Origin of the sequence: Streptomyces sp. MUM 203J, from assembly GCF_022414595.1 — a bacterium.
In the GTDB taxonomy this organism is placed as follows: domain Bacteria; phylum Actinomycetota; class Actinomycetes; order Streptomycetales; family Streptomycetaceae; genus Streptomyces.
In genome coordinates, this window is record NZ_JADWYO010000050.1 from 1 (window position 1) to 12,509 (window position 12,509).

General features: G+C 74.1%; 10 protein-coding genes and 1 pseudogene. 7 read left to right on the forward strand and 4 right to left on the reverse strand.

Translation table 11 applies throughout. The features are described 5' to 3' along the window. A pseudogene (locus I3F58_RS22005) lies at positions 1 to 1,036 on the reverse strand (hypothetical protein); the annotation flags it as partial. Between the two features lie 281 nt (positions 1,037 to 1,317). On the opposite strand from I3F58_RS22005, the gene I3F58_RS22010 reads away from it, so the two are divergent. Next, entirely contained in the window at positions 1,318 to 3,393 is a 2,076-nt protein-coding gene (locus I3F58_RS22010) for a PhoX family phosphatase (RefSeq protein ID WP_240110384.1), read from the forward strand. Positions 3,394 to 3,409: 16 nt separating this feature from the next. Here the strand turns inward: I3F58_RS22010 and I3F58_RS22015 are convergent, their stop codons facing one another. Both I3F58_RS22015 and I3F58_RS22020 read right to left on the reverse strand, forming a co-directional pair. After that, the gene (locus I3F58_RS22015) at positions 3,410 to 4,462 is read right to left on the reverse strand and encodes a hypothetical protein (RefSeq protein ID WP_240110385.1); all 1,053 of its coding nucleotides are present in this window, start codon (positions 4,460 to 4,462) and stop codon (positions 3,410 to 3,412) included. Positions 4,463 to 4,611: 149 nt separating this feature from the next. Then, positions 4,612 to 6,138 (reverse strand): APC family permease, encoded by a 1,527-nt coding sequence (locus I3F58_RS22020; protein ID WP_240110386.1) that lies wholly within the window; start codon positions 6,136 to 6,138, stop codon positions 4,612 to 4,614. 190 nt (positions 6,139 to 6,328) lie between these two features. On the opposite strand from I3F58_RS22020, the gene I3F58_RS22025 reads away from it, so the two are divergent. From I3F58_RS22025 to cobM, 6 genes are all read left to right on the forward strand, one after another. Continuing rightward, complete coding sequence (locus tag I3F58_RS22025) at positions 6,329 to 6,736, forward strand: hypothetical protein (protein WP_240110387.1); 408 nt, start codon at positions 6,329 to 6,331, stop codon at positions 6,734 to 6,736. A gap of 62 nt (positions 6,737 to 6,798) precedes the next feature. Next, positions 6,799 to 7,812 carry an ATP-binding cassette domain-containing protein gene (locus tag I3F58_RS22030; RefSeq protein WP_240110388.1) on the forward strand — a complete coding sequence of 338 codons (1,014 nt, stop codon included), beginning with the start codon at positions 6,799 to 6,801 and terminating at the stop codon, positions 7,810 to 7,812. Further along, positions 7,809 to 8,663 carry an ABC transporter permease gene (locus I3F58_RS22035; protein ID WP_240110389.1) on the forward strand — a complete coding sequence of 285 codons (855 nt, stop codon included), beginning with the start codon at positions 7,809 to 7,811 and terminating at the stop codon, positions 8,661 to 8,663. Before I3F58_RS22030 ends, I3F58_RS22035 begins: the two co-directional genes overlap by 4 nt. Before the next feature lie 62 nt (positions 8,664 to 8,725). Then, a complete protein-coding gene (locus I3F58_RS22040; RefSeq protein WP_240110390.1) occupies positions 8,726 to 8,854 on the forward strand; it encodes a DUF6126 family protein in 129 nt (42 codons plus the stop codon). A 25-nt stretch (positions 8,855 to 8,879) separates the two neighbouring features. Then, positions 8,880 to 10,139 carry a precorrin-6y C5,15-methyltransferase (decarboxylating) subunit CbiE gene (gene cbiE, locus I3F58_RS22045; RefSeq protein WP_308355049.1) on the forward strand — a complete coding sequence of 420 codons (1,260 nt, stop codon included), beginning with the start codon at positions 8,880 to 8,882 and terminating at the stop codon, positions 10,137 to 10,139. Continuing rightward, entirely contained in the window at positions 10,136 to 10,885 is a 750-nt protein-coding gene (gene cobM, locus I3F58_RS22050; RefSeq protein ID WP_240110391.1) for a precorrin-4 C(11)-methyltransferase, read from the forward strand. Before cbiE ends, cobM begins: the two co-directional genes overlap by 4 nt. Before the next feature lie 336 nt (positions 10,886 to 11,221). Here the strand turns inward: cobM and I3F58_RS22055 are convergent, their stop codons facing one another. Next, positions 11,222 to 11,956: a hypothetical protein gene (locus I3F58_RS22055; RefSeq protein WP_240110392.1), complete on the reverse strand. Its 735-nt coding sequence runs from the start codon at positions 11,954 to 11,956 to the stop codon at positions 11,222 to 11,224. Positions 11,957 to 12,509 lie beyond the last annotated feature (553 nt).

Consider the following 12,509-nt stretch of genomic DNA (forward strand, 5'->3'; position numbering starts at 1 on the left):
CCTCGGTGCCGGAGGCTGCCGCCTCTCCGGCGTCGGGGGCGTCCGGCGCCTTCGGGGCGGTCCCGAGGCCGGCTCCGGTCGCCTGGGGCGCTGCGGCCTTCGGGGTGCCGGCTGCCGGTGCCTCGGCGGGCGCGGTCCCGGGGTCGGCTTCGGGTGCCTCGGTGCCGGAGGCTGCCGCCTGCGGTGTGGGGGCGTCGGCGGTCTGCGGGGTCACCGGTTCGGGGGCGTCGGTGGCGGGGGCGGTCTGTCCGTCGTCGGTCGCGGGCGCCGTGCCGTCGGTCTCCCGGGCGGCGGCGGGTGCCTCGGTACCGGCTGCGCCCGAAGCCTGCGGGGCTACCGGACCGGGGGCGGTTGCGGCCTCGGCCGGGGTGGCGTCCGATGCCGGGTCGGCTGACGTCTCCTCGGCCGCACGGGCGGCCTCCGCGGACGCCGTCCCGGCCCCGGCCTCCGTCTCCGTCTCGGCCCCGGCCTCCGTCTCCGGCGTACGGGCCCGGGGCGCCGTTCCCGTCTCGGCGCCGTCCTCGGGAGCGTCCGTCCCGGCCGCCACCGGTTCGGCCGCCCGCTCCGGCGTACGCGCCTCGGGCACGGAGGCCCCGGTCCCGGCCGCCCCCGCGTCCGCCCCCTCCTCCGCCGTACGGGCCGAAGGCACCGATGCGCGGCGGGCGTTGTCGAAGGACGCTGCCACCAGGTCGGCGGCGCTCGGCGCCGGGTCACCGGCACCCGGGCCGGACCGGGCGCCCGCAGCGGCCCCCACACCCGCGCCCGCCGCTGAGGCGACAGCCGGTTCGGCCGCGGCGGGCACGCCCGCCGCCAGGGCGCCGGTGCCCTCACCGGAGGCGACCGCCCCGGCCGGTCGCTCCGTGCCCGCCGCACCCGCGGCCTCCGTGTCGGCTGGTTCCGCGGCACCCGAGGCCTCCGCGGTCCCCGCTCCGGCCTGTTCCGCGGCACCCGCGGCCTTCGCGGCCTCCGCGGATGACTCCTCACGCTCCGCGCGATCGAGTCCGAACACCTTGCGCAGCAAGCTCCGAATGCCCATGGGCCATGGCCTTTCGCATATCTGGGTGCCGTATTTGTCCGTACTGCGGGAATTCAGGAGAAATCATCCCTGGCCAGCGCGGACACGTAAGGTTAGCGGCCCCGCGCGCCGTGGGAAGGGGGCGCCCAATTTGTCAAGGGCGCCTGAACCTCTCCCCGGACGCCCTAGGTTCATATGACGTTCATTCAGGCGCCGTCGCCGGGAATCTGGGCGCGCCTAACGTCCCCGCCGGAAGACCTTCCGACACGATGTCGGCGCGGGGTGCGCCGAAGGAGGACCACGTGCGCAAGCTCCTGCCGCTGCTCAGCACTCCCTCGCACGCGGGCGGACGTTCCGCCCTCACCTGCCGCTACCGCTGCGGCGACGCGTGCTTCCAGGACGTGCCCAACACCAGCGACAACGCCTACGCCGGAGACGTCATAGCCGGTGCCCTCTCCCGCCGGTCCATGGTGCGCGCGGCAGCCGCCGTCACCGTCACCGCCGCCGCGGGCAGCGCCGTCCTCGGGAGCGCCCCGGAGGCCCAGGCCGCGCAGCCCCCGGCCGGGAAGCCCCACAAGCCGCACCGGCCCCACAAGCCCGGCAAGGGCGACGGCGCCCGCGGCCTGCGCTTCACCCCGGTCGCGCCCAACACGGCCGACCGGGTCACCGTCCCCGACGGCTACGCCCAGAACGTGGTCATCCGCTGGGGCGAGCCCATCCTCCGCGGCGCCCCCGCCTTCGACCCGGAGAAGCAGACCGCGCGGGCCCAGGCGGGCCAGTTCGGCTACAACAACGACTTCCTCTCCCTGCTCCCGCTCCGGGGCGAGCGCGGCCGCCAGGTCCTCGTCGCCAATCACGAGTACACCGACGAGGAGCTGATGTTCCGCGGTTACGACTCCGCGAACCCGACCCGGGAGCAGGTCGAGATCGCCTGGGCGGCGCACGGCCTGTCCGTGGTCGTCGTCCAGGAGGAGCACCGCAGCGGCCGGCTCACCCCGGTCACCCGCCACCCGCTGAACCGCCGCCTCACCGCCACCAGCGAGTTCCGGCTCACCGGCCCCGCTGCGGGCAGCGACCTGCTCAAGACCTCCGCCGACCCGACCGGCACCAAGGTCCTCGGCACCCTGAACAACTGCGCCGGCGGCACCACCCCGTGGGGCACCACCCTCCACGGCGAGGAGAACTTCAACCAGTACTTCGCCAACGGCTCCTCCGCCACCGACAAGCGCTACGGCATCGGCTCCGGAGCCACCGGCCGCAAGTGGGAGCGGTTCGACGAGCGCTTCGACGCCGCCCGGGAGCCCAACGAACCGCACCGCTTCGGCTGGGTCGTCGAGCTGGACCCGTACGACCCGGACTCCACGCCCCGCAAGCACACCGCCCTCGGCCGCTTCAAGCACGAGGCCGCCCAGCCCCGCCTGACCGCCGACGGCCGCCCCGTCGTCTACATGGGAGACGACGAGCGGTTCGACTACTTCTACAAGTTCGTGTCGTCGAAGCGGATGAAGAAGGGGCACAGCCGGGCCGCCCGCGAGCACAACCTCTCCCTCCTCGACTCCGGCACCCTCTACGTCGCCCGGATCACCGGCGACTCCCCGGCCGACGAGATCGACGGCTCCGGCAAGCTGCCGGACGACGGCGAGTTCGACGGCTCCGGCGTGTGGATCCCGCTCGCCACCGACGGCGTCTCGCACGTCCCCGGCATGACCGCCGAGGAGGTGTACGTCTTCACCCGCCTCGCCGCGGACAAGGTCGGCGCCACCAAGATGGACCGCCCCGAGGACGTCGAGCCCTCCCCGCGCTCCGGCCGCGTGTACATCGCGCTCACCAACAACACCAAGCGCGGTACGGGCGGCAACCCCGGCGCCGACGAGGCCAACCCGCGCAACGAGAACAAGCACGGCCACGTCCTGGAACTGGCCGAGCACTGGGACGACCCGGCCTCCGACGGCTTCGCCTGGCGGCTGTTCCTCGTCGCGGGCGACCCGGAGGACCCGGCCTCGTACTTCGCGGGCTACCCGAAGGACCAGGTCTCCCCGATCTCCTGCCCCGACAACGTCGCCTTCGATCCGCACGGCAACCTGTGGATCTCCACCGACGGCAACAGGCTGGGATCCCACGACGGCCTGTTCGGTGTCGCCACGCGCGGCGAGCGGCGCGGTGAGCTGAAGCAGTTCCTGACCGTGCCGCGCGGCGCCGAGACCTGCGGCCCGGTCATCCAGGACCGCCGCGTGCTCGTCGCCGTCCAGCACCCGGGCGAGATCGACGGCGCCTCCGTCGAGAACCCGGCCTCGGTCTGGCCCGACGGGCCGGGCCGGATCGTCCGCCCGTCGGTCGTCTCCGTCTACCGCGAGGACGGGCGGGACATCGGCTGCTGACGGCCGGCGATGAGCTTCACGAGGTGGCGCGGGCCTGTGCGCGCCACCTCGTGAACTGCTCCGCCGGGTCTCCCGTGTACACCCAGGGGACCCGGGACGCCCGCGCCCCGAGCAGGCCGAACACCTCCGCGGCGACATCCAGCCGCCCGGCGTGACAAGCCGCGTGCGCCAGGTAGTTGAGGAACTCGACCTCCTCGGGCCGGACCGGGCCCGGCGCCCGGTCGCCCAGCCAGCGCTCCCAGCTGCGCAGCACCTCGGTCACCGCCAGTTCGTGCTTCCAGTGCTGGTCGAAGCCGCGCACCGACCCCGGCCCCCGCCCGCGCCCGAGCGCCCCGTCCACCACGTACCGGTACTCCTCCACCCGTGCGACCTGCACCAGCGCCGGCAGCGGCGACCCGGGCGGTGCCGCCCCCGCCGCGTCCCGCGCGAAGTCGTACATGGACCCGTGCGTGCCGTGCCACCGTGCCGACCAGTAGCGCAGCATCTGCACATGCCCCTCCGTGTTGTGCGGGTCGCGCCGCCGCAGCTCGTCCCACCAGCGGCGCAGCTCCGCCCGGCCGACCCCGCCGTCGTACAGCCGGGCCACCGTCAGCAGCGACACCCAGGGCAGCGGGTCGACGGGCCGCGCGTCCGCCGCCGTCAGGCAGGCCAGCACGGTCGCGTCCAGCCGCTGCCGGTCCGGTGCCGCGCCGCGCCCCGCCACGATGGCCGCGTCGAAGACCCGTACGACCTCGGTGGCGGCCCGCAGCACCACCGCGTCCGGGTTCTCCGGCTCGGCCGCCCGCCAGGCCTCCGCGACGGAGCTGCCCGCCGCGGCATGGGCGAGCAGCCGCACCCGGTGGGTGCGCAGCGGCCAGTCGTCGCCGGTCGCGGCCAGCAGGTCGCGGGGGCCCTGCCACCGTCCGATAACGATGTCGTGGCGCACGTCCGACAAGGCGGCGTCCCCGCAGTCCGGGTCCAGATCCGGCACGAAACGGTCCTCGCGGCGCGCGTTCCTCCTCCCGCGCCGCCCCGGCAGGCCGGTCCGCCTGCCGCCTCCGTCGCGCTCGGCGCGATGGCGTGCCGCCATTGCCCTCTCCCCCGTCGCGTGGTCACGTACCGGTCGGTCAGCCGGTGCTCGTCGGGTGCGTACCGGGCTCGCCGTGCCCGGTACGCTCGCGTGCTCGTGTGCTCGTGCTCGGTGTGCCGAAGGGCGCCCGCCGGAATCCCGCGGGGCCGTCAGAAGTCGGTCGCCAGAGGCTCGTCCGCGCCCGGGCGGTGGCCGCGCCGCGACATGCCGGGCTGACCGCTCCCGTACGCTCCGTACGGGCCGTACGTCCCTGCCCCCTCCCTCTCGGCCAGTGCCCGCACCGCGTCCAGCTTCGCCGGACGGTAGTACGAACTACCCCTCCGCCAGTACCACGTCATCGGAACGAGACCTGCGGCCAGTCCGCCCACCCCGATCACGACGGACGTACCGGACAGCTCCGTCAGTGACTCGAAGAAGATCCACAGCATGAACGCGGCCCCCGCCAGCGGCCACACCCCGCCCAGTACGAACTCCCGCACCGACGACATCAGCCGCCTCCGGTACGCGGCCACCGCGGCCACCCCGGCCAGCCCGTAGTAGAACGCGACCTGCAGGCCCATCGCGCTCACCGCGCCCGTCAGGATCTCCCCGACCGACCCCAGCGCGTTCGACGCCACGAACAGCGCCAGCGCCACCCCTCCCACCGCGGTCACCGCCACCCACGGGGTGTTCCAGCGCCGGTGCACGGCTCCGAGCGCGGCCGGCATCGTCCGGTCCCGGCCCATCGCGAACAGCGACCGGGTCACCTGGATCAGCGTCGTCTCCAGTGTCGCCACGGTCGACAGCATCACCGCCACGATCAGCAGCTTGCCGCCCATGCCCGGCCAGACCGCCTCGCCCAGCAGCGCCAGGGTGTTCACCCCGCCGCCCCCGGTGATCTCCTCGGCGGTCAGGATGACGTTCACCGCGACCGTGAACGCCTCGAAGAGCAGGAACACCACCCCCACCCCCAGCAGCGCGGCGAGCCCCGCGGTGCGGCGGCCCCGGGTCTCCTCGCTCAGGTTGCTGGTGACGTCCCAGCCCCAGTAGTAGAACGCGGCGATCAGCGCGCCCGACGCGAAGCCCGAGGCGCCGTCGAAGTGCCCGAACCCGAACCACGACCAGTCGAAGGCCGCTGCCGCGCCCCGGTGCAGCACCGCACCCAGCACGAAGAGCAGCAGAAGCAGCAACTCCACTCCGGTCAGGACCAGCTGGGCCCGCACAGTGAGCCGTATCCCGCCCAGTACGACCAGCAGTATCACCAGGAACCAGCCCGCACCGACCGCTGTGGCCAGCGCCGTGTCGTCGGCCAGCGCCGGGTCGTACAGCGCCAGCGTCAGCGCGCCCGCGGGCAGCGACCCGGCGACCATGAAGAGCGTCGTCGACACCACCAGCGCCCATCCGCACAGGAACCCGAGGGACGGGTGCAGTGTCCGCCCCACCCACGAATAGGCGGCGCCCGCGTTGACGTCGATCCGGCCGAGCCTGCCGTACGCGAGCACGATGCCCAGCATGGGCAGCGCGCAGTACAGCAGCGCCGCGGGCGCGGCCAGGCCCACGGCGCCGACCAGCACGGCGGTCGTGGCGGCCAGGGAGTAGGCCGGGGCGCTGCCCGCGACCGCCATCACGGTCGTGTCGAACCTGCCGAGCACATCGGGCCGCAAGGCCCTGCCGCTGCTGCCGGAGGTGTTGCGCATTGCCGAACGTCCTTGACTGGCAGGGAATATGGCGTTGTGTCAACCAGCTGTGGCACTGGGTGGAGCGATCCGCTGCGCATCGTAGTGGCGGCCCCGAGTTGCCGAGTGCGGCGGGCGGGTGTGCGCTGGACGGGGACCGTCTGTGGGAGACCGGGACCGTGGAGACGCGGGACCGTGAAAGGAGTCCGCCATGGGCGCACACGCCGCTCCGGCCCGCCACCGCCGCGCACTGCCCCGGGGCACGGCGGATGACCGTCACACCATGAGCTGGGCGCTGCCCGCCGGCCTGGCCTTCGTGTACGGGCTCTACGCCGGGTTCCTGGAGCGCGGCGACGGCCCCACGCACTGGGGCGACTTCTGGTTCGGCCTGGTCAGCGGTGTGGTGTTCGGCGTGCTCGCCTACACCCTCGGCCGCTACCAGCGGGCCCTGCCGCGCGAGCTGCGCGCCCTCGCGTACGGGGTGCTGGGGGGCGGTTCCATCGGCTTCCTGCACAGCACGGCGGGCGGCTACAGCGTGCTGAGCAGTTCGGTGCTGGGCCTGATCGTGGGCGCGGCGATCGGCGGGGCGGCGTTCTACGCCTTCTACGTCCACGAGTAGGCACGCGACCGCCAGCGGTCACGTGTTGGCGCTCGCCCGCCGCACGTCCGAGACTGGGGACCATGGCTGACTACGCCGTGGAGACGAACGCCCTGGTGAAGGTCTTCGGCAGCACCCGGGCCGTGGACGGGGTCGACCTTCGGGTCCCGGCCGGGACGGTCTACGGCGTCCTCGGCCCGAACGGCGCCGGCAAGACCACGACGGTCAAGGTCCTCGCGACCCTCCTGCGGCCCGACGCCGGCGAGGCGCGGGTCTTCGGCCGGGACGTCGTCCGGGACGCCGACGCGGTACGCGGCCGGGTGAGCCTGACCGGGCAGTACGCGTCCGTGGACGAGGACCTGACCGGCACCGAGAACCTGGTCCTGCTCGGCCGCCTGCTGGGCCACTCCCGCCCGGCCGCCCGGGAGCGGTCGGCGCAGCTGCTGGAGGCGTTCGGCCTGTCGGAGGCGGCGGGCCGCCAGATCAAGAACTACTCGGGCGGGATGCGCCGCCGCATCGACATCGCGGCGTCCATTCTGAACACCCCCGACCTGCTGTTCCTGGACGAGCCGACCACCGGCCTCGACCCGCGCTCCCGCAACCAGGTGTGGGACATCGTGCGGGCCGTCGTCGCCCAGGGCACGACCGTGCTGCTCACCACCCAGTACCTGGACGAGGCGGACCAGCTCGCGTCCCGGATCGCGGTCATCGACCAGGGCCGGGTGATCGCGGAGGGCACGAAGGGCGAGCTGAAGGCCTCGGTGGGCGCGGGCGCCGTGCACGTACGGCTCCGCCGTGCCGAGCAGCGCCCGGAGGCCGAGCGCACCCTGGTCGCGGCCCTCGGGGCGACCGTGCAGCTCGACCCCGACCCGGTCGCGCTGACCGCGCGGGTCGACGGGCACCGTACGGAACTCGGTGCCGCGGAGCAGGCGGCGCGGGCGCTGGCGGAGCTGGCCCGGTCGGGCGTCACCGTGGACACCTTCGCGCTGGGCCAGCCCAGTCTGGACGAGGTCTTCCTGGCGCTCACCGGCAAGGAGGCCCCGGCGGACCCGGGCGCGTCAGGCGATGGCGGCGAGGAGCGGGAGGAGCGGGCATGAGCACCACCACGACGACCGACGAACGGGCGTTCGTCGCCCCCCGCCCCGACGAGCTGGCCGGTCTGCTCGTGCAGGGCGCCGGGCAGCGCCCGCCGCGCCCCTCGGCGCTCTCCGCCTCGCTCACCTTCGGCTGGCGGGCCATGCTGAAGATCAAGCACGTGCCCGAGCAGATGTTCGATGTGACGGCGTTCCCGATCATGATGGTGCTGATGTACACGTACCTCTTCGGGGGCGCGCTGGCCGGCTCGGTCTCCGCGTACATCCAGTTCCTGCTGCCGGGCATCCTGGTGATGAGCGTCGTGATGATCACGATGTACACCGGGGTCGCGGTCAACAACGACATCACGAAGGGCGTCTTCGACCGCTTCCGCACCCTCCCCGTCTGGCGCCCGGCGCCCATGGTCGGCTACCTGCTGGGCGACGTCGTCCGCTATCTGATCGCCTCCGCCGTGATGCTGTCGGTGGGCCTGCTGATCGGCTACCGCCCGGAGGGCGGGATCGGCGGGGTCCTCGGCGGGGTGGCGCTGCTGATGGTCTTCTCCTTCGCCTTCTCCTGGATCTGGACGATGTTCGGGCTGATGCTGCGCTCGGAGAAGTCCGTGATGGGCGTCAGCATGATGGTGATCTTCCCGCTGACCTTCCTCAGCAACGTGTTCGTCGACCCGAGGACGATGCCGGGCTGGCTCCAGGCCTTCGTGAACAACAGCCCCGTGACCCACCTGGCCACATCGGTGCGGGAGCTGATGGCGGGCGGCTGGCCGGGCGTCGACATCCTGTGGACGCTGGCCTGGTCGGCCTTGTTCGTGCTGGTCTTCGGCGCGGTGACGATGCGGCTGTACAACCGCAGGTAGAGGCTTGCGAGCGAGGCGTACTCTGGGGAGGACCCACCCGCCCCCCCGTCCAGGGAGAAGCCGTGTCCGACGACGAGCGCTGGAAGGAGCGCGGTGTCGCCCTGCGCGTCTTCGTGTACGTCTTCGTGACGCACGCGCTGGCGGGGTTCGTGTGGATCCTCTTCTACGTGGGGCAGCACGCGAACAGGTGACGACCGGCCGGTAGGGTTCCGGGGCGTGAGCAGCCCGGAGAACCTCGCACCCCCCGTCACCGTCGTCGGCATGGGCGCCGACGGATGGCCCGGGCTGCCCGAGCAGTCGCGGGACGCGCTGCGCGCCGCCGAGGTCGTGATCGGCGGCGGAGCCCGCCAGCTCGGCCTGCTCCCGGACACCGAGGTACGCGCCGCACGGGTGCCCTGGCCGTCCCCGCTGCGCCCCGCCGTGCCGGGAATCCTCGCCGCCCACGAGGGACGCCGCATCGCGGTCCTCGCGAGCGGGGACCCGATGTTCCACGGGATCGGACGCGCCCTCACGGAGGTCCTGGGCCCCGGGCGGCTGCGCGTGCTGCCGCACCCGTCGTCCGTGTCGTACGCGTGCGCGCGGCTGGGCTGGCCGCTGGAGGACACCGAGACGGTGTCCCTGGTGGGCAGGGACCCGGCCACGCTGAGTGCCGCGCTGTACGAGGGCCGTCGTCTGCTGGTGCTGAGCGCGGGGGCGGACACCCCCGGCCGGGTCGCCGCGCTGCTGCGCGCGCGGGGCTTCGGGCCCAGCGGGCTGCACCTGCTGGAGCGGCTGGGGGACCCGGACCAGGAGCGGCAGGTACACGGCACGGCCGACGCCTGGACCGTCCCGCCGGGCGACCCGCTGAACATCCTGGCGGTCGAGTGCCGCCGCGCCGCCGAGGACGCGGGGCCGCGCCTCGGAGCCGTACCGGGCCTGCCGGACGCGGCGTACGAGAACGACGGCCAGCTCACCAAGCGGCATGTGCGTGCCGCGACCCTGGCGGCGCTGGCACCCGCGCCCGGGGAACTGCTGTGGGACATCGGCGGCGGCTCGGGCTCGGTCGGCATCGAGTGGATGCGGACGCACCGCTCCTGCCGGGCGATCACGGTGGAGCGCGACGAGGCGAGGGCGGCCCGCATCGCCCGCAACGCGGAGGCACTGGGCGTACCGGCCCTGAAGGTGGTCCAGGGGGCGGCCCCCCGGGTGCTCTCCCCCCTCCCCGTCCCCCAGGCGGTGTTCATCGGCGGCGGTCTGACGGCCCCCGGCCTGCTGGAGGCGTGCTGGGAGGCGCTCGCGGCGGGCGGCAGGCTGGTCGCGAACACGGTGACGCTGGAGTCCGAGGCGCTGCTGGCCGACTGGTACCGGCGGCACGGCGGGGAGCTGGTCAGGCTGGCGGTCGCGCACGCGGTGCCGGTGGGCGGCTTCACGGGCTGGCGCCAGGCGATGCCGGTAACGCAGTGGTCCGTAACCAAGCCAGGAACTGAGGAACCATGACCGTCTACTTCATCGGTGCGGGCCCCGGGGCCGCGGACCTGATCACCGTACGGGGCGCGCGCACGCTGGCGTCCTGCCGGGTGTGCCTGTACGCGGGCTCGCTGGTCCCGCGCGAGCTGCTGGCGGAGTGCCCGCCGGACGCGCGGCTGGTGGACACGGCGAACCTGGACCTGGACGCGATCACCGGGGAACTGGTCCGCGCGCACGAGGCGGGCCACGACGTGGCGCGGCTGCACTCGGGCGACCCGTCCGTGTTCAGTGCGGTGGCGGAGCAGATGCGCCGCCTGGACGCGGCGGGCGTCCCGTACGAGGTCGTCCCCGGCGTTCCGGCGTTCGCGGCGGCCGCGGCGGCGCTGAAGCGGGAGCTGACGGTGCCGACGGTCGGCCAGACGGTCGTCCTGACCCGTATCGCCCAGCAGGCCACACCCATGCCGGACGGCGAGGACCTCGCCACGCTGGGCCGCAGCGGCGCGCTGCTGGTGCTGCACCTGGCGGCGCGGTACGTGGACCGCGTGGTGTCGGAACTCGTCCCCCACTACGGCGAGGACTGCCCGGCCGCGGTCGTCGCGATGGCCAGCCGCCCGGACGAACTGGTCCTGCGCGGCACCCTCGCGGACATCGCGTCCCGGACGAAGTCGGCGGGCGTCACGAGGACGGCGGTCATCCTGGTCGGCCGCACCCTGGCCGCCACCCAGTTCCGCGACAGCCACCTGTACTCCCCGGAGAGGGACCGGCACGTGTGCTGAACGGGCCGGGACCCGCCGGGACCGGAACGGCGAGTCCGGTCCCGCTCACGGCCTCCCACCCGCCGCCGCACGGGGCGGCCGTCGAACCGGGCCCGGCGCACCCGGCGGGCGAGGCGGCCGGCCGCGCGCGCAGGACCCGCCGGGTGGGCCGGCCGACGCGGCGAGCGCGGTCACCGCGACGCCCCGTTCCGCGTCGGGCTCACCTCGCCGGACGCCGTGCACCACCCGACGGGCGTGGATGACGCCGGGGGCGGTGGCCGGTGACCGTTGCCCGTCCCGTGGGCGCCCGTCGGGAGACAGCCGCGACGCGTCGGGGGAGCGGACGCGGCCCGGGGCTCACGGGCGGTCGGCGGTCTCGTGGCGGCCGACGTTCTCCGAGACCTTCCTCAGCAGGGGATTCAGACGCTCCCCCAGGTCCTGGAAGTCGCGGTGGGCGCCGTCGGACCACTGGGCCAGACCGGCCACCATCGCGCGTCCCTGGCCGTTGAAGGCCTGGATGAGGCCGCTGTCGGGGGGCAGGACCGGGAGGCCGGAGTCCGGGGGCGGGGCCTGCGCGGCGACCTGGTAGTCGTGGAAGGCCATGGTCAGCTCGGTCACGATCCGGACCGTGTCCTTCGGGTCCTTCATCGTGAAGACCGCCAGGTTGTACTGGTTGTTCTGGGCGTCCTTGTAGAGCGCGATGTGCTCGCCCAGGCAGCCTTCGCCCTCCTCGATGTGCGCGATCAGGGTCGGGCCGACCGAGTCCGGTTCGGTGCAGGACTCCAGTGCCGCCGCCCCCACCTTGGTGTACGTGCCGCCCCTGCCGTCCGAGACCTCGGGCGGGAACGCCTGTTCCAGCGGGATCACCGGGCGGTCCGCGGCGGCCGCCGCGACGGTGGGGGCGGGGGACGCCGCCTGTGCGGGCGCGGCCGTCACCGGTTCGTCGTCCGACGGAGGGGCCGTGAGCCTCATGGCCAGGAAGGCCACCGCCGCGGCCGACAGGGCCAGGGCCGCGTTGCGGGGCCAGACCCGCCGGGAGCTGGGGGAGGGCGCGTTCGGTTCGTCGCCGGGCAGTCTGTCGTTCTCTTGCACGGGTGAACGCTAGTGCGAGGACTCCTTTGAGGCGGACACGAGGCGGTCACGGCCTGATCACTGCCCCGGGGCCGAGGAGCCGGGTGCTTCCCGCGCGTCGACAGGCAGTGGCGTGTGTGTGGAATGTCAGTGTCGGGAAGTGCTGGCGGGTTGCCGGCGGTGCGTCGGACGGCATGCCGTCCATGGGGGCCCACGAGCGACGCGGAGGGATGTCCGGCGGCGGACGCGGGCGGGAGGGCCCGGGACCGGCAGGGCCGCCTCGGTGTCCGGGGCGGCCCCGTCGCCCCCGCCCACCGCGCCGCAGGCCGTGCCGCCGAGGCCGCCCGGCGAGTACCACTTCCTCTGCGTACGAGCGGACGACGAATCACGTCCCGGGGCCAGGTGCGGACGGACGGCAGCGGCTTGAGGCTCAAGAGCGGACACCGGTACACCGACTGCCTGTTCATCTGCTCGCGGCCGGTGAGTCCCGTGGACGGCGCGGTCAGCCGGCACCGTGAGCCGACGGGCGCTCTCCCCGCCGCGTGCGCGGGGAGCGTGCCCGTCGCGGCGGCCG